Annotated in this window: 21 protein-coding genes; 9 read left to right on the top strand and 12 right to left on the bottom strand. The window is 73.1% G+C overall.

Going from position 1 to position 20,548, the window contains the following annotated elements; all coding sequences use genetic code 11:
* Positions 1-277: 277 nt before the first annotated feature.
* On the top strand, positions 278-1,648 hold the full coding sequence (locus IF23_RS0121895; RefSeq protein WP_030286233.1) for a PP2C family protein-serine/threonine phosphatase: 1,371 nt from the start codon (positions 278-280) through the stop codon (positions 1,646-1,648).
* A gap of 95 nt (positions 1,649-1,743) precedes the next feature.
* Here IF23_RS0121895 and IF23_RS0121900 read toward each other — a convergent pair whose 3' ends face one another.
* From IF23_RS0121900 to IF23_RS0121920, 4 genes are all read right to left on the bottom strand, one after another.
* Positions 1,744-2,085 carry a DUF2516 family protein gene (locus tag IF23_RS0121900; protein ID WP_030286235.1) on the bottom strand — a complete coding sequence of 114 codons (342 nt, stop codon included), beginning with the start codon at positions 2,083-2,085 and terminating at the stop codon, positions 1,744-1,746.
* A gap of 116 nt (positions 2,086-2,201) precedes the next feature.
* Positions 2,202-2,882, bottom strand: coding sequence for a hypothetical protein (locus tag IF23_RS0121905; protein ID WP_030286237.1), 681 nt, complete (start codon positions 2,880-2,882; stop codon positions 2,202-2,204).
* Between the two features lie 47 nt (positions 2,883-2,929).
* Positions 2,930-3,331: a helix-turn-helix domain-containing protein gene (locus IF23_RS0121910; protein ID WP_030286239.1), complete on the bottom strand. Its 402-nt coding sequence runs from the start codon at positions 3,329-3,331 to the stop codon at positions 2,930-2,932.
* Positions 3,332-4,274: 943 nt separating this feature from the next.
* Entirely contained in the window at positions 4,275-5,036 is a 762-nt protein-coding gene (locus tag IF23_RS0121920; protein WP_030286242.1) for a DeoR/GlpR family DNA-binding transcription regulator, read from the bottom strand.
* An 89-nt stretch (positions 5,037-5,125) separates the two neighbouring features.
* Between IF23_RS0121920 and IF23_RS0121925 the strand changes: the two genes are divergently transcribed.
* The 4 genes from IF23_RS0121925 (at position 5,126) to IF23_RS0121940 (ending at position 9,792) form a co-directional block, all read left to right on the top strand.
* Positions 5,126-6,364 (top strand): MFS transporter, encoded by a 1,239-nt coding sequence (locus IF23_RS0121925; RefSeq protein WP_030286244.1) that lies wholly within the window; start codon positions 5,126-5,128, stop codon positions 6,362-6,364.
* 189 nt (positions 6,365-6,553) lie between these two features.
* Positions 6,554-7,276, top strand: coding sequence for an HAD family hydrolase (locus IF23_RS0121930; protein ID WP_342667931.1), 723 nt, complete (start codon positions 6,554-6,556; stop codon positions 7,274-7,276).
* An 844-nt stretch (positions 7,277-8,120) separates the two neighbouring features.
* Positions 8,121-8,858, top strand: a complete 738-nt coding sequence (locus tag IF23_RS0121935; protein ID WP_030286247.1) for an SDR family oxidoreductase — start codon at positions 8,121-8,123, stop codon at positions 8,856-8,858.
* Positions 8,859-8,895: 37 nt separating this feature from the next.
* Positions 8,896-9,792, top strand: coding sequence for a LysR family transcriptional regulator (locus IF23_RS0121940; protein WP_030286249.1), 897 nt, complete (start codon positions 8,896-8,898; stop codon positions 9,790-9,792).
* Positions 9,793-9,870: 78 nt separating this feature from the next.
* Here the strand turns inward: IF23_RS0121940 and IF23_RS0121945 are convergent, their stop codons facing one another.
* Both IF23_RS0121945 and IF23_RS0121950 read right to left on the bottom strand, forming a co-directional pair.
* The gene (locus IF23_RS0121945; protein WP_030286251.1) at positions 9,871-10,668 is read right to left on the bottom strand and encodes an SDR family oxidoreductase; all 798 of its coding nucleotides are present in this window, start codon (positions 10,666-10,668) and stop codon (positions 9,871-9,873) included.
* Between the two features lie 285 nt (positions 10,669-10,953).
* Positions 10,954-11,406: a winged helix-turn-helix transcriptional regulator gene (locus tag IF23_RS0121950; RefSeq protein ID WP_030286253.1), complete on the bottom strand. Its 453-nt coding sequence runs from the start codon at positions 11,404-11,406 to the stop codon at positions 10,954-10,956.
* A 210-nt stretch (positions 11,407-11,616) separates the two neighbouring features.
* On the opposite strand from IF23_RS0121950, the gene IF23_RS0121955 reads away from it, so the two are divergent.
* A complete protein-coding gene (locus IF23_RS0121955; protein WP_245655055.1) occupies positions 11,617-12,906 on the top strand; it encodes an MFS transporter in 1,290 nt (429 codons plus the stop codon).
* On the opposite strand, the gene IF23_RS0121960 is transcribed toward IF23_RS0121955, so the two are convergent.
* On the bottom strand, positions 12,875-13,477 hold the full coding sequence (locus IF23_RS0121960; protein WP_030286257.1) for a dihydrofolate reductase family protein: 603 nt from the start codon (positions 13,475-13,477) through the stop codon (positions 12,875-12,877). The two genes, IF23_RS0121955 and IF23_RS0121960, sit on opposite strands and share 32 nt — an antisense overlap.
* A gap of 222 nt (positions 13,478-13,699) precedes the next feature.
* Between IF23_RS0121960 and IF23_RS0121965 the strand changes: the two genes are divergently transcribed.
* Positions 13,700-14,686 carry an aldo/keto reductase gene (locus IF23_RS0121965; RefSeq protein ID WP_030286259.1) on the top strand — a complete coding sequence of 329 codons (987 nt, stop codon included), beginning with the start codon at positions 13,700-13,702 and terminating at the stop codon, positions 14,684-14,686.
* A gap of 131 nt (positions 14,687-14,817) precedes the next feature.
* On the top strand, positions 14,818-15,567 hold the full coding sequence (locus IF23_RS0121970) for a class I SAM-dependent methyltransferase (RefSeq protein ID WP_037679224.1): 750 nt from the start codon (positions 14,818-14,820) through the stop codon (positions 15,565-15,567).
* A 38-nt stretch (positions 15,568-15,605) separates the two neighbouring features.
* Here the strand turns inward: IF23_RS0121970 and IF23_RS0121975 are convergent, their stop codons facing one another.
* From IF23_RS0121975 to IF23_RS0121990, 4 genes are all read right to left on the bottom strand, one after another.
* Entirely contained in the window at positions 15,606-16,184 is a 579-nt protein-coding gene (locus IF23_RS0121975) for an NADPH-dependent FMN reductase (RefSeq protein WP_030286263.1), read from the bottom strand.
* Between the two features lie 395 nt (positions 16,185-16,579).
* Positions 16,580-17,011 carry an ankyrin repeat domain-containing protein gene (locus IF23_RS0121980; RefSeq protein ID WP_030286265.1) on the bottom strand — a complete coding sequence of 144 codons (432 nt, stop codon included), beginning with the start codon at positions 17,009-17,011 and terminating at the stop codon, positions 16,580-16,582.
* Positions 17,012-17,167: 156 nt separating this feature from the next.
* Positions 17,168-18,145: an asparaginase gene (locus tag IF23_RS0121985; protein ID WP_030286267.1), complete on the bottom strand. Its 978-nt coding sequence runs from the start codon at positions 18,143-18,145 to the stop codon at positions 17,168-17,170.
* 54 nt (positions 18,146-18,199) lie between these two features.
* Positions 18,200-18,886, bottom strand: a complete 687-nt coding sequence (locus tag IF23_RS0121990; protein ID WP_425423867.1) for an RsiG family protein — start codon at positions 18,884-18,886, stop codon at positions 18,200-18,202.
* Between the two features lie 172 nt (positions 18,887-19,058).
* On the opposite strand from IF23_RS0121990, the gene dtd reads away from it, so the two are divergent.
* Positions 19,059-19,484 carry a D-aminoacyl-tRNA deacylase gene (gene dtd / locus IF23_RS0121995; RefSeq protein ID WP_030286273.1) on the top strand — a complete coding sequence of 142 codons (426 nt, stop codon included), beginning with the start codon at positions 19,059-19,061 and terminating at the stop codon, positions 19,482-19,484.
* An 82-nt stretch (positions 19,485-19,566) separates the two neighbouring features.
* Here the strand turns inward: dtd and ygfZ are convergent, their stop codons facing one another.
* On the bottom strand, positions 19,567-20,532 hold the full coding sequence (gene ygfZ, locus IF23_RS0122000) for a CAF17-like 4Fe-4S cluster assembly/insertion protein YgfZ (protein ID WP_030286275.1): 966 nt from the start codon (positions 20,530-20,532) through the stop codon (positions 19,567-19,569).
* Positions 20,533-20,548: the final 16 nt, after the last annotated feature.

Raw genomic sequence — 20,548 nt, forward strand, 5'->3', positions numbered from 1 at the left:
TGGCTTATACCCGGCGGCATATGACGCGTGCCGCGTGCCGCGGGTCATTCCGCACAAGTGTCCGGTGGCGCTATGGTCGCACTCTCGGTGCCCGGTGGCGCACCGCTCTCCCCCACGAGCGGCGCACGACCGGGCACGTTGGTGCGCCGGAGGGCGCGCCGGAACAGCCCTGAGGAAACGCCTTCGCACGTGGTCCCGCGCCCGTCAGGGCGACCACCGGCGAGCCGGGCGTCGAACCGGCCCACCACGACCCAGGGGGAGGGAAGGAAGCAGAGCCATGTCCGTACCCGTTCCGCACCGGCGCACGGCCGTGCTGTCGCAGCAGACGGCCCCGGCCCGTGACGTCTGCGCCGCACGCCGCACGCCGGACGGCGCGGCGGACGTGCCCGCGCACCCTCTCCCCACCGCCGACGCCATGACGGCGGCGATACCGGGCGCCCGCCGCCCCGAGAAGCCCGCCGACAACGGCTCCGGGCCCGGCCTGACCGTCCTCCTCATCGGCGACGACCCCAGCAGCACCGTCCCCGACATGTGGGACTGGGCGGGCCGCAAGGTCCGGCTGCGCACCGCCCGCAACCTCACCGAGGCGGCGCGGCTGCTCACCGACGACGTCGACTGCCTCCTCCTCGACCTCGCCCCGGCCACCGAGGCGGACGTCCCGGCGGACGGCGCCGACACCCTCGGCGCGCTCCACGCGGTGCTGCGGATGGCCCCGGCCCACGCCGTCCTCGTGATGACGCCGGAGACCGACGCCGAACGCGCCGCCGAGGCGGTCCGCGTCGGCGCGCAGGACTACCTCTTCCGCGACGAGCTGGACGGCGCGGTCCTCAGCCGCGCGGTGCGCTACGCCGTCGAGCGCAAGCGCGCCGACCTCGCACAGCGCCAGCTCACCGAGTCGCGGATGCGCGCCCAGGAGAACGCCCGGCTGGAGCGCGGCCTGCTGCCGACCCCGCTGCTCGACGGCTCCGACCTGCGCTTCGCCGCCCGCTACCGCCCCGGTCGCAGCCGCGCGCTCCTCGGTGGCGACTTCTACGACACCGTCCGCACCCCGGACGGCACCGTCCACGCGATGATCGGCGACGTCTGCGGCCACGGCCCGGACGAGGCGGCGCTCGGCGTGGAGCTGCGGATCGCCTGGCGGGCGCTGACCTTCGCCGGGCTCTGCGGCGACGAACTGCTCTCCACCCTCCAGAAGGTCCTGGAGCACGAGCGGGCCGACGACGAGATCTTCGCGACGCTCTGCACCGTCGACATCTCCCCGGACGGCCGCCGCGCCGGACTCTGCCTCGCGGGCCACCCGGCCCCGCTGCTCGCCCGCGCGGGCGGCCCGCCGCGGCTGCTCCCGTACGAGTTCGGCGGCCCGGCGCTCGGCCTGCTGCCGTACGCCCGCTGGCCGCGCCACCAGATCGAGCTGGGCGGCGCCTGGAGCCTGATGATGTACACCGACGGCCTGATCGAGGGGCATGTCGGGGAGGGGCGGCTGCGGCTGGGCCAGGAGGGCATGGCCGAGCTGGTCGCCCGCCGGATGGCCGCGGGCCTGACCGGCGAGGAGCTGCTGGACACCACCCTGAACGAGGTCCGCGACCTCAACGGCGGCGAGCTGACGGACGACGTCGCGGTGGTGTGGCTGGACCGCGGGCACGGTTGAGGCGCCCGGTCCGCACACCGATCGTGCGAACGGGGCGCCCACCCGCGGTGGCGCGCCCCGTGTGCCGGTCAGGTCGCGGTGTGTCCGTCCGGTGTTCAGCGTCCGCCGTTGTACGGCCCGTACGGACCGTCCGAGCTGGAGCCGCCGCGGCGCGGGCCACCGCCGCCGGTGGCGTGGCGGAGGGCCGGGCGGACGTCGACGGTGTAGACGATCACCGCGATCACGCCGATGATCGGCAGGAACGACATCAGCGGCATCACGAAGAGCAGCAGCGTGGCGAGGGCCAGGAAGAGCAGCCACATCGGCTTGGACTGCTTGTCGGCCGCGCGGTAGGCGTCGTCGCGGCGGACCGCCGCGTCGATCAGCATCACCGCGGCATAGATGCCCAGGGCCAGCTGTGCCCAGCCCAGAAGGGACTGGAATCCGTACACCAGCACGCCGCGCACCACCTTGCTTGTCGTCTTGCCCTGTCGTTCGGGGGCCGTAGCGGCCCACCGTACCCGGACAACGGGCCGGGCCGCCGCCGCGTGCCCGGCCCGTGGGGATAACTACGTCACTTCGACGGCGGGGTGCTCCGACGGGTGGCGGGCTTACGGGCCGGGGCCTTCTTCGCGGCCTTCGCCTCGTCCGCCTTGGCGGTGGCGGGCTTCGCGGTGGCGGGCTTCGCCGCGGGCTTGGTGACCGGCTTCGGCACCGCGCCGGTCCGCGACGGCTTCGCCGTGGTCTTGCCGTGGGCGGTGCCGTTCGCCGTGCCGTTGGCCTTCGCGGGCTTCGGGGCGGTCTTCGGCGCCGGGTCCGGCTCGATCACCACGGCCAGCTCCTCGACGTGGTCGGCGGCGTCACCGCGCCAGCCCTGCACCGCGCCGCGGCCCCGCTCGGCCAGCCCGTCGTACGTCTCCCGCGCCCGGACCGCGTACTCGGCGGCCCGGCCGACGCCCTGGAGCGCGAGGACCTGCGCCTGCTCCCGCAGCTTCTTCAGGTCGGTGTCGAGCGAGCCGAGCAGGTCGTTCAGCTTGCCCTGGGCCTCCTTGGCCTGCTGGGTGACGCGCGCCTGGACGTCCTTGGGATCCGTGGCCCGCACCGCCTCGATGTGCTTGGGGGCCTCCGCGCGGATCCGCTCGACCAGCACCGGCACCTCACCGAGCTTCTCGGCCGCCAGGTCGGCGGTACCGGCGAGGGCGTACAGCGGGGTCGGGTCGGTCAGGGTCTTGCGGAGGTCATCGGTGATGGCCATGAGGTGCTTCCTCCTGCATTCGGTGTCCTGATGCGGATGTCGTGGGCTCAGCCGTGGCCCGGGACGTCATCGGCCGGGGCGGCTCCCGGGTCGGTGCTGCCGTATCCGTTCTCCTTGCGGAAGGAGTCGTAGATCTGCAGCAGGACCTGCTTCTGCTTCTCGTTGAGAGAGGGGTCGGTGCGTATCGCGGTCTGCACCTCGACACCGCTCGGCCCCTGCCGCTCGTCGAGGATCCCGGCCTGGACGTACAGCGTCTCGGCGGAGATCCGCAGCGCCTTGGCCAGCTGCTGCAGAATCTCCGCGCTCGGCTTGCGCAGCCCGCGCTCGATCTGGCTGAGATACGGGTTCGACACCCCCGCGGCCTCCGAGAGCTGCCGCAGGCTCAGCTGCGCCGTACGCCGCTGCTCCCGCAGGAACTCACCGAGATTGCCGACATTGAGCGATGCCATGGCCCCATCGTGCCCGCTGGTGCTAACTATTGCAAGCAGGGTGCTTGCGGGAGTGTTACGGGGGTGGGGTGGCTGGTGGAGGTGGAGGACTACTGGCTGGAGTTCGCGGACGCCCGGGGCGAGATCCGTGGCGGGCCGCTTGGGGTGATGTGGTCAGGCCGTTTCGAGTCGGCCGGACCGCCACGGCAACCAGAACGGCAGCGAGTCCTTCACGGACTCTGTCGCAGGCGCCGATACCACCGGATCCTTCCCAACTACGCAGAGTGCGAAGAGTTCTATGGGGCTTTGGCCAAGCACGGGTACGCGGCCGACCGGGTTGAACGCCGTATCAACCTCATCGCCGGACACCACGTGACGTGCATGTCCATCACCGATACCCGTATCAGGAGGCCGCGCTGTTCCCGGACGTAGCCGAGGCCACCAGGCTCTTCGCGTCACGCTTCTGGTGTCGGCAGGTCCTCGGCGGTAAACACGGGGCTCAACTCCTCCGCCAGGAGTTCAAGCGTCGCCTTCCGCCGAACGGCGCTTCCGGACCACTGCGATCCCATGGTTCGAAGCTGAGATCACGCGCCTGGCACACACGATCAGGAAGCGCGTCGATCGAGAACTCACGGACTTGGCGCGAGTGGAAGACGGCCGCCCACACGGCGCACGAGCCATCCTGCGGCGCACCCCGTCTCACGCACGGTGAAACAGCGAGGGGCAGGCGTGGCTTTGTGGACCTGGCCGCTGCTGGTTTCACCGAAGCAGCAGGGCCTGCTGCGCGCCCCGGACGCCGCCGGGTCCGACGAGGGCGAAACGGTACCGAGGCTGACCACGGCCGGGACCGTTTGTGAGAACCGCCCGGCAGGCGAAGGCGAGCACACCGGCCCGGCGGGGCCCCGGAGTGTGCGGGAGGCCGACCGCCGCTGTGTGGGTGCGGTGGGCCTGCGCGGCGGAGTGGTCAGACGATCTTGACATTGGAGCCGACGGCTTCGAGTGCGTCTACCTCTTCGGCGGATGCGGTGGTGTCGGTGACGAGAGTGTGCAGGAGCGTGGCGGGGCCGACGTGGGCGTGGGCGGTGCGGCCGAGTTTGCCGCCGTCCGCGGCGAGGACGACGCGGCGGGCGGATGCGATGCCCGCCTTCTTCACCGCGGCGTCGTCGAGGTCGTAGGCGGTCAGGCCGTCGGCCGCGCTCAGTCCGCAGCAGCCGATCACGGCCGTGTCGAAGCGCAGGGCGGCCAGGGAGGCGAGGGCGAGCGGGCCGGTCAGGGCTCCCTCGGCGGCGCGCGGCCTCCCCCCGGGCATCAGCAGATCTGCGTGGCCGGGTGTCTCGCCGAGGAGGCGGATTGCCTGCAAGGACAGGGGCATGACTGTGACGTGCCGCTCACGCAGGATGCGGGCGACCTCCAGGCAGGTGGTGCCGCTGTCCAGCAGAACGCTCTCGCCGTCGGCAATGAGTGCCGCGACCTCGGCGGCGATCCTGCGTTTGGCGTCGACCGCATCCTGCGCCCGCAGGGCGAACGGGGGCTCCTCGCCCCTGAGAAGAAGGGTGCGTGCGCCGCCCCGGACACGTTCGAGGACCCCCTGCGTGGCCAGGGTGTCGAGGTCTCGCCGGATCGTCATCTCCGAGGCTCCGGTCAACTCGGCGAGTTCCTGAACCGTGGCACCGCCGGAGTCCCGGACCGTCTTCGCGATTAGCCCGTGGCGGTCTGTGTTGCTCATGGAGGGATTGAACACCACATCACTTCGAACACTCAAGGTGTTCATTTAGATGATTTCAAACATCATTCGTGTTCGTTAGAGTGCGTGGCATGGACCGTTCCTTGCGCGCCGCCCGCGTGGCGACCTACGTCTACTTCGTCCTCTGCGGCACTTTGATGGGTACCTGGGTCGTACACATTCCCGCGATCGAGGAGCGCGTGGGCATCAGCCACGCGACGCTCGGCGGCCTGCTGGTCCTGCTCGGGCTCGGGGCTTTTCTCGGGATGCGGGTGGCCGGACGCCTGGCCGACCGCTTCGGTACGCGCATCGTCGTGCCCATCGGCGGTGTGCTGTGCGGCGCGGCCTTGGTGCTGCCCGGTCTTGCACGGGACCCGTTGACGCTGGCCGCGGCGTTGCTGCTCTTCGGCTTCTGCAACGGCTGTCTGGACGTGGGCATGAACGCCCACGCCGTACACGTGGAGAAGGCGTACGGTCGGCCTGTCATGTCCGGCTTCCATGCCACCTTCTCGGTCGGTGGGGTCCTCGCCGCGCTGGGCGCCGCGGCTGCCGCGAGCGTCGGCCTGAGTCCGGCCGCGGGTATGGCGGCCCTCGGGGCAGTGGGCATCGTGATCGCGCTGGCGTCGGCACGCGCGCTGCTGACCGGAGCTGCCTCCGCCGACACCGGACACGCCACCGAGACCACCGAAACACCCGTGGGCGGGGCCGAGGCATCGCCGGTCGGCGTACGTCGGCGTATCTGGCTCCTGGCCGCCCTGGCGCTGATGGTCATGCTGTCCGAGGGAGCCGCCAACGACTGGAGCGCGCTGCACTTCAAGGACATCCTCGGCACGTCCACCAGCACCGCCGCCTTCGCGTACGGCACCTTCGCGGCTGCCATGACCATCGGCCGGCTGCTCGCCGACCGCCTCGCCGACCGGTTCGGTTCGATGGCGATCCTGCGCCACGGGGCCGCCGTGGCCGCCGTCGGCATCACGCTGGTGGCGCTCGGCCCGTGGATATGGACGGCGTTCACCGGCTGGGCACTGTTCGGCCTGGGGCTGTCGGGGTGTGTCCCGCAGTTGTTCAGCGCGGCCGGGCACGCGGACCCGGCCGCTGCGGGCGCGAACGTTTCACGGGTTGCCGGGCTCGGTTATCTCGGCATGCTCGCCGGTCCCGCCGTCATCGGCTGGCTGTCCCATGCCATTGCCCTGAACCACACGTTCCTCCTGCTGACACTGCTTTGTGCGGCCACCGCCGTGGCCGCCGGGGTCCTGCGCACCAGCTCAAACCGCCCGCGCAGAGGTGAGCCCGCGCCCACCGGCGACCGCCCTCACCGCACCTCCGCATGAACGGGCACCGGCCCGGTCCACCGACGCCGTCCCCTCGTCAGGAGCTCCGCAAGGAGTACCGCACCTCGCACACCGCTGCCGCAGCGGATCCGTACCACCGCCAGCAGCGCGCTCTCGGCGTTCTACGCCAAAGGCAAGGCCCTCGCCCCGTTCGATCCGTTCCAGATCGGGTGGCGCCCGCGTCTGCACATGTCCGTGCTGCTCCGCCTGGAGCAGCCGGGCGACCGAGCCCGCCCGCCGCCGGTACCGGGGACGTTGACCGCTGCCTTCCCCCACCTGCGGAAGGAACCGACCATGCCCACCGACCGGCCCATCGTGCTGTTCGATCTCTTCGGCGTCATCGCGTGCCACCAACGCCCCGGTGCCATGGACGAGATGGCCACGCTGAGCGGAGCCCGCACCGTGCCCTTCGCAGACGCCTACTGGGCCTGCCGCCTGCCCTACGACGCCGGACAGCTCTCCGCACCCCAGTACTGGACGGCGGTCCTGAACCAACTGTCACTCACCGCGCACCCCGACACCATCGAGAAGCTGCGGCTCACCGATATCGACAGCTGGTCGCGCGTCGACAACGACATGGTCGACTTCGTGCAGTCCTTGCGGGAGCGCGCCGAAGTCGCCCTGCTGTCCAACATCCCCGCCGACCACGCCGATGCCTTCCTCATCGACCAGCCCTGGGTCCGCCACCTTGACCACGTCGCCTTCTCCGGAAAGGTCAGAGCGGCCAAACCGGATCCCGTGGCGTTCCGCCACTGCATCGACGCCATGCACGCCGCTCCGGCCGATTTCCTCTTCGTCGACGACCGCGACGAAAACGTGCGCGCAGCACAAGCCACCGGTATGAACGGACACATCTTCACCGGGCGCGAGGAACTGACCGGGGCCCTCGGCACCTGGCTACCGGCCCACTGACGCCATACCGTCCGGCGACGGCCAGACCCGAGACACGCGACACGAGTGCGGCGGCTCAAAAACCTTGACGGAGTCCGGCCACCATCCCGGCAACTCCTCCTGCGCGAGGACTACTCCGCAACCCACCAGGCGATCGCCTCATTGGTTTCGGACCGTTCGGCTCGCCGACCGACCTGCCGACCCGTCAGGCCAGCACACCCAAACCCCAATCGCGGACCAAGCCGTCAGCGGCCCAGTTCTGGCTACGAAAACGACAGAACGCCATTCGGCGCCAGGGGCGACGCATGGTCTCCTCCGCATACCTGAACTTGAGCAAGACGTGGCCAACTTCAGCGTCTCGCTCAAGTTGGGGCATCGCAGCTCAGCGAGAGGCGCTGCCCTGGATTGAGTGAGACGGGACAGGTCCGGTGCGGTTTCCGGTCGACCCGAGGAGCGGTCGGGCGCAGTGACGTGCCTCACGCGCAGGGTCGGTGCGGAGTACCCGGCTCGGCAGTACGTTGTGCCGCATCGCTGTTCGGTGCAGGGTCCTCGTGGCCTCGGCTGCCGTCGTTGTGGCAGGCGTCCTGGGGGGTGCGGCGCCTGCGCAGGCCGCTCCGGCGTCCGTGGCGGCGGGCGGTACGGCACCCGCCTGCATCGACCGCAGCGGTGTCAGGAACAACATCGGGGGCGGTATGTCGGGGTACGTCTACAACGAGGGGTGTGGGCCCCCGTCCACGGGCGGGCCGGACGCCGTTCGGTCCGCTCGATGGGGGCGAACGTCGGGGGTTCGCCCCGGAACCACCGCAGGTGACAGTCGTTCAGATACGGGCTGACCTGTGCTTCTCTCTTTCAAGGATGTAAGGGCATGGCGGGAATTGCGGGCAAGGTAGTGGCGATCACGGGGGCCAGTAGTGGCATCGGGGCGGCGACGGCGGAGTATCTCGCGGAGCGGGGCGCCCGGTTGGTCCTCGGGGCGCGGCGGGCGGAGCGGCTGACCGCGGTGGTCGACGACCTCACCGCGCGAGGGGGCGAGGCGGTCGGCGTGGTCGTCGATGTGACCCGCCGGGAGGACCTCGCGCGCCTCACGGACACGGCGGTCGAACGGTACGGGCGGCTCGACGTCCTGATCTCCAACGCCGGGACGATGGCGGTCTCGCCCTTCGACGAGCTGCGGCAGGACGACTGGGACGCGATGGTCGCCACGCACATCACCGGTCTGCTCAACGGCATCGGTGCGGCGCTGCCCGTCTTCCGGCGGCAGGGCTCCGGCCACTTCGTCAACGTCGGCTCCACCGCGGCGCATGTCGTGAAGTCGCCGCAGGGCGTGTACGCGGCGACGAAGGCGGCGGTCAAGGTGTTGACCGAGGGGCTGCGGCAGGAGTCCGGCCCCGACCTGCGGGTCACCCTCATCTCGCCCGGCTTCACCCACACCGAGGGCGTCGGCAAGGGGGCGAGCCCCGAGACGGCGGCAGCGCTGGTCCGGCAGCGCGACGAGATCGCGATGCCGCCCTCCGCCGTCGCCGCCGCGATCGGCTTCGCGATCGAACAGCCGCCGGGTGTGGACGTCGGCGAGATCGTCGTACGGCCGACGGCGCAGGGGTGACGGCCGTGACGGGCCCGTACGTGGTGGGGCGGGCGCGGTGAGTCTGCGGCAGTTCGAGTACGCGCTGGCCGTGGCCGCGGAGGGGTCGGTGACGGCCGCCGCGGAGGTGCTGCGGGTCGCGCAGCCGTCGGTCTCCCAGCAGATCCGGGGGCTGGAGCGGGAGTTGGGCGTCGCGCTGTTCGCGCGTACGCCGTCCGGGCTGGTGCCCACCGTGGTCGGCCGGGCGTTCCTGCGGGAGGCGGAGGCCGCGGTGGGGGCGGCGCGGCGGGCCCGGGCGACGGCGCGGGCAGGTGCCGAGGAGTTGGTGGGCGAGGTGGTGGTCGCGGCGCAGATGGGCTTCGGCACCCGGCAGTTCCCGGGCGCGCTGGCCGCGCTGCGCCGCCGTTTCCCGCGTCTGGAGGTCACCGTCTTCGAGGAGCCGGGCTCCGCGGAGCTGGAGCGGCTGTGCCGCCGGGGCACGCTGGACCTCGCGCTGATGGCGGAGTGCGAGCGGACCCCGGCCGACGCCCACCGCCTCGGCGACGAGGAGTTCGTCGCGGTGCTGGGCGAGGGCCATCCGCTGCTCGCCGCGGACCGGGTCGAGTTGGGCGCGCTGGCGGCCGAGCCGTGGGTGCGGTTCGACCGGGACAGCGCGCTCGACGCCGTCCTCCTGAACGTCCTGCGGGACGGCGGCGTGGATCCGGCCACCGCCGCCCGCGTCTCCCAGACCGCGACCGCCGTGCGCTGGGCCGCCCACGGGCTGGGCGTGACGCTCGTCCCCGCGTCCGCGGTGCCCCAGGGCTACGCCCACCTCGTCCGTCCGGTGTCCCCGGCGGTCTCCCAGCCCGTCATCGCGGTGATCCGCGCCGCCCCGGGCCCGGCGGAGACGGCCCTGCTGGAATTCCTCCGGCGGGAGGAATGGGCGGGGGCGGGCGCCGTTCCGTCGAATTCCTGACGGGTGGCGGAAATCCCCCGACGGACCGGGCGTGCGGCCTTTCCGGGATACCCAGGGGTGCCCCGGAATTCGTCCGCGTCAGCCTCGCGGGAATTCTCCGCCGTCCACGACGAGTGTGCTTCCGGTCAGCCACTCCGCCCGGTCGGAGACGAAGTACAGCACCGCGTGGGCGATGTCGTCCGGGTGGCCCTCGCGGCCCAGCGGCGCGGTGTCGTCGGCGTTGGTCGCGCCCGGTCCCACGGACAGGCGCGCCCACCGCTCCCGGGTGTCCTCGCCGCCGGGGGTGGCGGTCCGGCCCGGCGAGACGGTGTTGACCCGCACGCCGGACGGCGCCAGCTCCGCGGCCAGCCCCCGGCTGTAGTTCTCCAGCGCCGCCTTCGCCGCCGTGTAGTGCAGGAACGGCCCCACCGGCGTGGCGACCGCGGCGGACGAGATGTGCACGATCGCCCCCGAACGCCGCTCCCGCATCCCGGGTGCCAGCAGCGCGTCCAGCCGGACCGACGCCAGGAAGTTCAGGTCCAGCGCGTGCTGCCACTCCTCGTCGGGGATGGCCGCGGCGCCCCGGTACGGCTGCGCCCCACCGGCGTTGTGCACCAGGATGTCCACGCCGCCGAGCCGCTCCTGCGCCGCCGTGGCCAGCGTCTCCGCGCCGGACCGGGTGGCGATGTCCGCCGCGACGAAGAGCGCCCCGTCCGGCGCCGTCCCCGTCGCCGACCTGGCCGTCGTCAGCACCTCGGCGCCCGCCGCCAGCAGTCCTCGTACGACGGCGGCGCCGATACCGCGGGTGCCGCCGGTGACCAGCGCCCGCTTTCCGGCGAGTTCCCGCACTCCGGCGAGTTCCCGCATTTCCGATCCGTTGTTCTCGGCAGTGGTCATTCCGTCGGCCCTTCCGGATTGATTCTCTCTACGTATTTCCCGTGCGGCCCGGCCCGCGATTGCGGAGCTTTTCGGACCGGGTGAATTCACGGTACGTAGAGGGAGGAGGGTGGGGCAAAGACGGAAATTCAGGGGACGGTATAGGGGTTTCCTATAGCGGGCGGGATCGGTTTCCGGGGCGGACGGCTGGGCCGCCGGGCCCCGGACCGCCAGGCCCGCTGGGCGGCTAGGCCGCCGGGTTGCCAGGCTGCCGGACCGCCAGGCCGCCGGACCCCCGGCCCGGGTTCACTCCTCGGGCACCTTCCGTACCGTCGTGTCGCCCGGGGTCACCCGGCGTCCGTCCTCGGCGTGGACCTCCAGTGGGCGCAGCGGGTGGCCCGCGCGGCGGTCGACGAGTTCGGAGTGGGGTTCGCCGGGGGTGAAGAAGTGCTGCTCGCCCCACTGGCGCAGCGCCACGATGACGGGGAAGAGCGCCTCGCCTTTCGGGGTCAGCACGTACTCGCGGTAGGCGCTGCCGTCCGAGGCGGGGACGGAGGCGAGGACGCCACCGGCGACGAGGGCGCGCAGCCGGGTGGTGAGGATGTTCTTCGCCACGCCCAGGCTGCGCTGGAACTCCCCGAAGCGGCGGCTGCCGTCGAACGCGTCCCGGACGATCAGCAGGGACCACCAGTCGCCGATCGCGTCCACGGACCGGGCGACCGGGCAGTCACTGTCGTCGAAGCGGGTCCTGCTCACCATGGCGTCCCTCGTTCCCGTCGATCCGTCCGGTCCGCGCGAGTCCGCGCCGGTCCGTCGATTGTGGTTGCAACATGCTACCAAGCGGGTTAGCGTCGCCCTCGTTCTTCGGTAGCAAGTTGAAACCAGATGGGTCGGAGGGTGGGGAAGCGGATGTCGATGCCCGGTGACGGTGACGGCGACGGTAGCTGCGGTGGCGGCGGTACGGAGGCTGTGGCGTTACGGGATGAGGGCGGGCGCGGGGAGGAGGGCGCCGGGTACGTTCTGTCGCGGGGCGTCGTCGCGCTCTTCGCGGTCGCCTGCGGCGCCGCGGTGGCCAATGTCTACTTCGCGCAGCCGCTGCTGGTGACCATGGGGCGCGACCTCGCCATGAGCCCGGCGCTGGTCGGCGCCGTCGTCACGCTCACCCATGTCGGATACGGCCTCGGGCTCTTCCTCCTCGTACCGCTGGGTGATGTGGCCGACCGGCGGCGGATCATCGTGGGGCAACTGGCGCTGCTGGTCGGGGCGTTGGCCGTGGTCGGCACCGCCGGTACGGCCGCGGCGCTGCTCGCGGGGGTGGCCGCCACCGGGCTGCTCGCCGTCGTCACGCAGACGCTGGTGGCGTTCGCCGCGTCGCTGGCGCCGCCCGCCGGGCGGGGCCGGGTCGTGGGGCTGGTCACCGGCGGGGTGGTCATCGGCATCCTGCTCGCCCGCACCGCCTCCGGGCTCCTCGCCGACCTCGCGGGCTGGCGCTCCGTCTACCTCGCCTCGGCGGCGCTGACCGCGGTGCTGGCGCTGACCCTCCACCGGGTGCTGCCCCGCCGCCCCGCCGCACCGGACGCCCTCCGCTACGGGCAGCTGCTCCGCTCCACGCTCACCCTCTTCGCGCGCGAACCGGTGCTACGGCTGCGGGCGTGCTACTGCCTGCTGGTCTTCGCCGCGTTCAGCACCCTGTGGAGCAGCGTCGCGCTGCCGCTCAGCGAGGCGCCGTACTTCCTGCCGCACCGTGCGATCGGCGCGCTCGGGCTGATCGGGGTGGCCGGTGCGCTGGCCGCGACCGTCGCGGGGCGGCTCAACGACCGCGGGCTCGCCCGCCGCACCACCGGCCTCGCCCTCGCCCTGCTCACCGCCGCCTGGCTCCCGCTGGCCCTCACCCGCAGCTCGCTGTGGGCGCTGGCCGCCGGGGTGATCCTCCTCGACCTCGCGGTCCAGGCGGTCCATGTCACCAACCAGACGGTGATCTACGCCCTCCACCCGGACGCGGGCAGCCGTCTGATCGGCGGCTACATGGTCTTCTACTCGATCGGCAGCGCCACCGGCGCCCTCGCCGCGACCTCCCTCTACGCGGCGGCCGGATGGGGCGCGGTCTGCGTACTGGGGGCCGGGTTCAGCGCGCTGGGGGCGGCGGTCTGGGTGGGCGCGTGGTGGCGGGAGCGGCGCGCGGGGCTCCGCGGCGGGCCCGGGGCACCGGCCGCGGGCGGGCGGCGGCTCACCTCCGGACCCGGTACCGCAGATGGGTGACGCCGGTGCCCTCGACCACCGCGACGGGCCCGTCGAACCGCACCGGCCCGCCGCCGAGCCCGTCGAAGAGCCGTTTGCCGCCGCCCAGGACGACCGGGACCAGCGCGATACCGACCTCGTCGAGCAGTCCGGCCTCCAGACACTGACGGGCCATCTGCCCGCCGTTCACCACCACGTCCTTCTCCCCGGCGAGCGCCTTCGCCCGGGCCACCGCCGCCTCGATGCCGTCGGTGACGAAGACGAAGTCCGCGTCGTCCTCGGGCCGGTCCGCCGGGCGCCGGTGGGTGAGGACGACGGTGGGTACATCCATCGGGTGGCGCCCGCCCCAGGCGTGCGTCAGGTCGTAGAGGTACCGGCCGACGACCAGCGCCCCGGCGTTCCCCCACTCCCGCCGGAGCAGCGCGGCGCTGGCCGCGGAGACATGGAACGGCGGCACGTCCGGGCTGGCCGACGGGATCTCGACATCGCCGTTGCCGTACCACTGGAAGAGCAGGTCGAAGCCGCTCTCGTCCGGACCGGCGATATAGCCGTCCAGCGACATCGTGGTGACGCTGGTGGTGACCTTGCCCATGGGGTGTCTCCTTCGCGGCTCGGTGCCCGCTCGCGGGCCGGTCCGGGCGCCGCGGAGGTGCCGGGACCCGCGGCGCTCGGCACCGTACCCCCGCGCACCGGCAGCGGACCCGCCCCGCGCCGGACACCGTTGACTTCGAGCGCACTTCAGCTCCTACCGTCATCGGGACGGCCACGGTTCCGGGAGGGTCCCGGTGGTGGGCCGTGCCAGGAGGTGGCGGAGATGACGGGGACGGCTACGCGCAGGCTCGGTGCGCTGGAGGTCTCGGCCCAGGGACTCGGGTGCATGGGGATGAGCCACGGGTACGGGGCGTCGGACGACGCCATGTCACTCGCCACCCTGCACCGGGCGCTCGATCTCGGTGTCACCCTGCTGGACTCCTCCGACTTCTACGGAGCCGGACACAACGAGGAGTTGCTCGGCCGACTGCTCGCCGAGCGCCGTGACGAGGTGGTGCTCGCCACCAAGTTCGGCTTCGCCAACCGCCTCGGCGAACCGGCCGTCATCCGCGGCGACGCCGCCTACGTACGCCAGGCGTGCGACGCCTCGCTGCGCCGCCTCGGCGTCGACCACATCGACCTCTACTACCAGCACCGCGTCGACCCGCGGGTGCCGATCGAGGAGACGGTCGGCGCGATGGCGGAGCTGGTCGCGGCGGGCAAGGTGCGCCACCTCGGGCTCTGCGAGGCGGGCGCGGAGACCGTCCGCCGGGCCCATGCGGTCCATCCGATCGCCGCGTTGCAGAGCGAGTGGTCGCTGTGGACCCGCGACCTGGAGCGGGAGATCGCCCCGGTCTGCCGGGAGCTGGGCATCGGCCTCGTGCCGTTCTCGCCGCTCGGCCGCGGCTTCCTGACCGGGCGGTACGCCTCCGTCGAGGGCATGGCGGAGACCGATGTGCGGCGCACCCAGCCGCGGTTCGCCGACGGGAACCTGGAGCAGAACCTCGCGATCGTCCGGAAGCTGGCGGAGCTGGCCGCCGCGCGCGGGGTGACCGCCGGGCAGCTCGCGCTGGCCTGGGTGCAGCACCGCGGCGAGGACGTCGTCCCGATCCCCGGCACCCGGCGCGTGCGGTACCTGGAGGAGAACCTCGCCGCGACGGCCATCGAACTCTCCGCCGACGACCTCGCCGCCATCGACGCCGCCGCCCCCGCCGACCGCGTCGCCGGGACCCGCTACGACGCGGGGAGCATGGAGTTGGTGGGACGGTGAGGGGGAAGCCGACGGGGGAGGTGCCCGGCGGCTCGGCTTCCGGGGGCTCGGCTTCCGGTGGTCCGGCCCCCGACGGCCCCGCCTTCCTCCGTCGTTTCCACGCCGCGTATCCCGCGGTCACCGCCCGGGCCATGGCGCACGGTCGCGGGCCCGACGGCCGGTCCAGCTATGCGCTGCTGCGGGACGCGGTGGCCGGGCGGCGCCGGGTGCTGGACGTGGGCTGTGGCGACGGGCTGCTGCTGGAACTGCTCGCCGCCGGGCCCGGCCGACAGGTCGCCGGTGTCGACCTGTCGGCCGCGGAACTGGCCCTGGCCCGCCGCCGCCCGGGCCTGGACACCGCACCGCTCCACACCGGGAGCGCCGATCAACTCCCGTTCCGCGAGGGCGAGTTCGACGGTGTGGTCTCCCATATGGCGCTGATGCTGATGGACGGTCCCGAGCGGGTCGCCGCCGAGATCGGCCGGGTGCTGGCGCCCGGCGGGACGCTGGCCGCGGTCCTCGGCGGCGGGCCGGGGGAGGGCGAGGCGTACGCGGCGTTCCTGCGGCTGCTGCGGCCGGTGCTCGACGCGGCGCCGCCCGGACGCCGCCTCCCGCGCCTCGGCGACCGGCGGCTGCGCACCCGGGAGGGGTTCGACGCGGTCTTCGGGCCCGCCGGGTTCGCCCCGGTGTCCTGGGAGCGGGTGCCGCTCGACCTGACCGCGCCACCGGAGACGGTGTGGCGGACGGTCGGCTGCCTCTACGACCTGGCGTTACTTGACCTGGCGACCGTCGCGGACCTGCGCGACCGCTTCACCGCCGCCACCGCCCCGGCGGCGCTCCCGGACGGCCGTATCCCGTGCGGGATGACCGTGTACGTGGCGGTGGCCCGGCGCACGGGCTGAGCCGCGGGGCGCGCGCCGGATGCGGACGCGCCCCCGGGTCAGGCCCCGTACGGCCGTGCGGCGCGGCCCTCGCGGAGGGTGAGGGCCCACCAGGTGAGCTGGTTGAGCAGGGCGTCGGCCGCCTCGGTGGCCGGTGCCGGGTCGCGCAGCTCGCCGTTCTCGTCGAAGAGCGACCAGGCCAGCGGGAAGCTGACCGTCTCGCGGACGGTCGTGGCGTGCAACTCCGCGAATACCAGCCGCAGTTGCTCCACCGCCCGCAGCCCGCCGGAGATCCCGCCGTACGAGACGAAGCCGACGGGCTTGGCGTGCCACTGCGGGTTCAGCAGGTCGATGGCGTGCTTCAGCGGCGCGGGGAACGAGTGGTTGTACTCGGGGGTGACCACCACGAACGCGTCGGCCGCCGCGACGCGCCCGGCGAACTCCTCGAACTCCGGCGTCCCGTGGCGCAGTTCGTACGGGCGGACCGCGTCCAGGTCGATGACGTCGACGTCGAGGTGGGGACGGGCGGCGGCGTGCCGGGCGAACCAGCCGCTGACGACCGGCGCGAACCGGCCCTCACGCGTGGAGCCGACGAGCACGGCGAGGGTGTGGCGGGCGGGGGCGTCGGTTGCGGACACGGGGTTCCTCCGGAGGAGCGGGCGCGGATGGCGGCGGCGGGTGCCGCCGTCGGAACCGACGCTAGAACCTCAAGTTGAGTTGAGGTCAAGGGCGCGGGCGGGAGCGAGGCTCGGGGCTCGCCGTCTGGGGCCCGCGGCCTGGGGCTGCCGCGAGCCCGAGCCGCCCCCCGGGCCCGCCGCGAGCCCGAGCCGCCGCCTGGGGTTCGCCGCCCGAGGCTCGAATCCCGGGCCCGCCGCCCGAGCCGCCGCCCGAGGCCGGGCCCCGCACGCAGAACGGGCCCCGCACGCAGAACGGGCCCCACACGCAGAAACGGGCCCCAGGCGGAACACGGCCCCCGCGCCGCTCCGGCGCGCGCCCGTTCCGCCCGGGGCCCGTGCCCCGGAAACCGTCCCGCTCAGGCGGCCTTGAACAGCTTCAGCAGCTCCGTCTTCTCGAACATCCGGGCCGTGTCGATCGCCGACGGCGTGCCCGCGGCCGGGTCCGCGCCATGGGCGACCAGCACCTTCACGACCTCGTCCGCGCCCTTGAAGACCGCGCCCGCCAGCGGCGTCTGGCCGCGGTCGTTGGCGCGGTCGGCGTCGGCGCCGCGGCGCAGCAGCGCCTCCACCGTGGCCGCATGGCCGTGGTAGGCGGCCAGCATGACCAGCGAATCGCCCTTCTCATTGGTCAGATTGGCCGGTACCCCGGCGTCCACGTACGCCGCGACGGTGTCCGTGTCGCCCTGCCGCGCGAGGTCGAACACCTTGGCCGCGAGCTGTAGCACCTCGGGGTCGTGGGCGTGCTCGGTCGCCTCGGGCCCCTGCGGTCCGGTGTGCGCATCGCTCATGATCGCCGGCCTCCTGCTGTGATCGTCCCCAACTGACTGTCGCCGCCACTGTAGGCACGCCCCGCACCCTCTGTGCAGGCCAACGCCGGTACGACGGGGAACACCACGCGACCGGACAGCCGTGGGGCGGACGCCGGGAACCGGCCCCCGCACGTCTCAGAACGCCGCGCGGATCTCCCCGACGCGGACGCCGCCGCCCAGCAGCGGGACATCCGCGATGCGGTCCAGGACCGGCGCCTCGACGCCCATCCCGCGCAGCGTGCGGGCCAGCACCGGGCCCAGCGTGCGGGTGTTGCCGTCGTCGATCTTGAAGGCGAGGGCCCGCCCGTCGGGCAGCGCCAGCGCCTGGACCGCCTCCGCGCCCATCTTCGACAGCGTGCCGGGCAGCTCCCGCATCAGCCAGGTGTCCGGGCGCCGGGTCCCCGCGACGTACTCGGGGTGCGCGCGCATCGCGTCGGCGACCCGCCGCTCGGGCGTGCCCGGCTCGGCCAGGACAAAGGTCCGGAACGACCGGGCCAGACCGGTCAGCGACAGCGACATCAGCGGCGCCCCGCAGCCGTCCGTGCCGATGTGCGCCACCTCCTCACCGCTCGCCGCGCGCACACACGCAAGGACCAGCTGCTGGAGCGGGTGGTCCTGGTCGAGGTAGCTCTCCGTCGGCCAGCCGTTGGCGACGCAGGCGGCGAGCATCGCGGTGTGCTTGCCGGAGCAGTTCATCGTCAGCGGCGAGCGGACCTGCCCGGACGCGAGGTACCGCTCGGCCTCCTCCGGGTCCAGCGGGAGGTCCGGCGGCGTCTGCAGCTGCGCCGGGTCGAGCCGGAACTCGTCCAGCATCGTCCGCACCAGCTCCAGGTGGAACGGTTCGCCGGAGTGGCTGGCCGCCGCCAGCGCGAGCCGCTCGCCGGACAGCTCCAGGCCCGCCCGCAGCAGCGCCGCGGCCTGCATCGGCTTGTTGGTGGAGCGGGGGAAGACCGGCGCGTCGACGTCACCGAGCGCGGTCTCGACGCCACCGTCGGCGGCCAGCACCACCACGGAGCCGCGGTGGCGCCCCTCGACGAAACCGGAGCGGACGACCTCGGCGAGGACCGGGGAGTCCGGTGCCGGGCGGTCGGATATCGGGCGGGACGGAGACATCGATGAGCCTTCCGGGAACGTGACCGGCCCTCCCCGGAAGGCTTGTGGCCCAGGTCAGGACAGCAGGTCGTCTACTTGTGCTTCCCCTTCACGGTACCTGCGGGCGATTTCGGTACTGCAATCGTCGGCCATCCGCTGCAACGACTGCCGCCGCCCGGAGACCTGCTGCTCGTACCGGACCAGCCGGGTCATCGCCTCCGTCAGCTCACCGTCGGTCCGCGCGCCCAGATCGGACAGCTCCACCTCGCCGAGCATGTCGTCGGCGAGCCGCCGGTACTCCTCGCCGTGCGGGGTGCCGACCGTGACGTGCCGGGCGGAGGAGCGGTGGCGGGACGGGACGTCCGCGAGGATCTCCGGCAGCCGGTCGAGCAGCGGCGGCAGCGGCGCCGCCCGGCGGGCCAGCTCCGCCCGCAGGATGTCGATCCGGCCCTGGAGCAGCCGCCGCAGATAGCTGAGATCGGCCTCCTCGCGCTGTGCGTCACGCCGCAGCACCCGCAGCTCGGGCAGGCCCGGGGCGGTCAGATCCGGCTGGACGACGGGGCGGAAGCGGTCGCGCTGCTGCGGTGGGCGGTGCGGCGACGGGCCGGCTTGGAGCATGGGGCCATCCTCGGTGCGGGCGCCGTCGGCAGGGGCCGTCGCCATGGTCGTCCAACGGGCGACGGGCGGCGCCGGAGCGGCACCCGGGGTCGTACGGGCGGGTGGTACGGGACCGGGGATCCGCCCGGCGCCGGCAGTGCTCATGAGTGGTTGTCCCCTCGTCCGGTGCGGCATCCAGGGCATGTTGTCCATGAAACGCACCACGTGCACGCATCGTGCCACTCTGGGCGGTCCGTATGCAGGGCCATGACACCCGAACGGCCCCTGGAGGGGCACGGCTGTCCGAACGGTTCCGGGGCCCGGCATGATGGCGGGTATGCGAGCAGTGGTGCAGAGAGTGGACGGCGCACGCGTCGTCGTGGACGGCGAGACGGTCGGCGAGATCGTCGGCGAGGGACTGTGCGTGCTGGTCGGGGTCACGCACGACGACACCGCCCAGAAGGCGGCGCAGCTCGCCCGGAAGCTGTGGTCGGTGCGGATCCTGCCGGGCGAGAAGTCGTGCTCGGACACGGCCGCCCCGCTGCTGGTCATCAGCCAGTTCACTCTCTACGGTGACGCGCGCAAGGGCCGCCGCCCCACCTGGAACGCGGCCGCGCCCGGCCCGGTCGCCGAACCCCTCGTCGACGAGGTGGTCACTCAGCTGCGGGCGCTCGGCGCCCAGGTGGAGACCGGCCGCTTCGGCGCCGACATGAAGGTGTCGCTGACCAACGACGGTCCGTTCACGGTCCTCGTCGAGGTGTGACGGCAGCCTTTCCCGCCCGGACACGGCGACGGCCGCGGCCCCTCGCGCGAGGGACCGCGGCCGTCGCCGTGCGGAGAGCGGTCTACGGCGCGACCACGACCTCCTGGGCCGCGGCGGTGCCCTCGGCGTCCAGCGGGGCGTCGACGGGGACGTTCCGCTTGATCAGACCGAGCGCGATCGGGCCCAGCTCGTGGTGGCGGGCCGAGGTGGTGACGAAGCCGATCTGACGGCCCTCGGGACCGTCCGCGGCGAGCCGCAACGGCGTGCCGTGCGGCGGCAGATGCACCTCGCTGCCGTCCAGGTGCAGGAAGACCAGGCGGCGCGGCGGCTTCCCCAGGTTGTGGACGCGGGCGACGGTCTCCTGGCCGCGGTAGCAGCCCTTCTGCAGATGGACCGCGGTCTCCAGCCAGCCCAGCTCGTGCGGGATGGTGCGGTGGTCGGTCTCCAGACCGAGCCGCGGGCGGTGCGCCTCGACGCGCAGCGCCTCCAGCGCGAGCACACCGACCGCCGGGCCGTGCGCCGCGGCGAACGCGTCCAGCGCGGCGCGCGGCAGGAAGAGGTCCCGGCCGTGCGGCGTCTCACGGACCGCGGTGCCCTCGGGCGCCTCGGTGATCGAACCGGCCGGGAGGTGCACCACGGCGATGTCCGCGGTGCGGTCGGCGACCTCGACGCGGTAGAAGAACTTCATGCTCTCCAGATAGGCGATCAACGCCTCCTGGGTGCCCGGCTCGGCGTGCAGCCACGTCGTCTCCCCGTCGTCGACGAGGTACAGCGCATGCTCGACATGGCCGTGCGGGGAGAGGATCAGCGCCTCGGTGGCCTGCCCCGGCGGCAACTCGCTGACATGCTGGGTGACCAGCAGATGGAGCCAGCTCAGCCGCTCCGCCCCGGTGACGGTGACGACGGCGCGGTGCGAGAGGTCCACGAAACCGGAGCCGTCCGCCAGCGCGCGTTGTTCACGGAAGAGGTCACCGTAGTGCGCGGCGACGCCTTCGTCGGGGGCCTCGGCGGGGACGGCGCCGGGCAGCGACAGCAGGGAACTCTTCATGCCGCCAGCCTACGGC

The sequence above is a fragment of the Streptomyces catenulae genome, assembly GCF_000718015.1.
In the GTDB taxonomy this organism is placed as follows: Bacteria; Actinomycetota; Actinomycetes; order Streptomycetales; family Streptomycetaceae; genus Streptomyces; species Streptomyces catenulae.

What these genes read in the sequence shown, in the direction of transcription:
- IF23_RS0121930 (WP_342667931.1), top strand. Translation starts at nt 6,554, where the DNA reads ATGTCCGTGCTGCTCCGCCTGGAGCAGCCGGGCGACCGAGCCCGCCCG.
- IF23_RS0121945 (WP_030286251.1), bottom strand. Translation starts at nt 10,668, where the DNA reads ATGACCACTGCCGAGAACAACGGATCGGAAATGCGGGAACTCGCCGGA.
- IF23_RS0121920 (WP_030286242.1), bottom strand. Translation starts at nt 5,036, where the DNA reads ATGAGCAACACAGACCGCCACGGGCTAATCGCGAAGACGGTCCGGGAC.
- IF23_RS0121905 (WP_030286237.1), bottom strand. Translation starts at nt 2,882, where the DNA reads ATGGCCATCACCGATGACCTCCGCAAGACCCTGACCGACCCGACCCCG.
- IF23_RS0121925 (WP_030286244.1), top strand. Translation starts at nt 5,126, where the DNA reads ATGGACCGTTCCTTGCGCGCCGCCCGCGTGGCGACCTACGTCTACTTC.
- IF23_RS0121965 (WP_030286259.1), top strand. Translation starts at nt 13,700, where the DNA reads ATGACGGGGACGGCTACGCGCAGGCTCGGTGCGCTGGAGGTCTCGGCC.
- IF23_RS0121935 (WP_030286247.1), top strand. Translation starts at nt 8,121, where the DNA reads ATGGCGGGAATTGCGGGCAAGGTAGTGGCGATCACGGGGGCCAGTAGT.
- IF23_RS0121960 (WP_030286257.1), bottom strand. Translation starts at nt 13,477, where the DNA reads ATGGGCAAGGTCACCACCAGCGTCACCACGATGTCGCTGGACGGCTAT.
- ygfZ (WP_030286275.1), bottom strand. Translation starts at nt 20,532, where the DNA reads ATGAAGAGTTCCCTGCTGTCGCTGCCCGGCGCCGTCCCCGCCGAGGCC.
- IF23_RS0121950 (WP_030286253.1), bottom strand. Translation starts at nt 11,406, where the DNA reads ATGGTGAGCAGGACCCGCTTCGACGACAGTGACTGCCCGGTCGCCCGG.
- IF23_RS0121990 (WP_425423867.1), bottom strand. Translation starts at nt 18,886, where the DNA reads ATGAGCACTGCCGGCGCCGGGCGGATCCCCGGTCCCGTACCACCCGCC.
- IF23_RS0121970 (WP_037679224.1), top strand. Translation starts at nt 14,818, where the DNA reads ATGGCGCACGGTCGCGGGCCCGACGGCCGGTCCAGCTATGCGCTGCTG.
- IF23_RS0121895 (WP_030286233.1), top strand. Translation starts at nt 278, where the DNA reads ATGTCCGTACCCGTTCCGCACCGGCGCACGGCCGTGCTGTCGCAGCAG.
- dtd (WP_030286273.1), top strand. Translation starts at nt 19,059, where the DNA reads ATGCGAGCAGTGGTGCAGAGAGTGGACGGCGCACGCGTCGTCGTGGAC.
- IF23_RS0121980 (WP_030286265.1), bottom strand. Translation starts at nt 17,011, where the DNA reads ATGAGCGATGCGCACACCGGACCGCAGGGGCCCGAGGCGACCGAGCAC.
- IF23_RS0121910 (WP_030286239.1), bottom strand. Translation starts at nt 3,331, where the DNA reads ATGGCATCGCTCAATGTCGGCAATCTCGGTGAGTTCCTGCGGGAGCAG.
- IF23_RS0121985 (WP_030286267.1), bottom strand. Translation starts at nt 18,145, where the DNA reads ATGTCTCCGTCCCGCCCGATATCCGACCGCCCGGCACCGGACTCCCCG.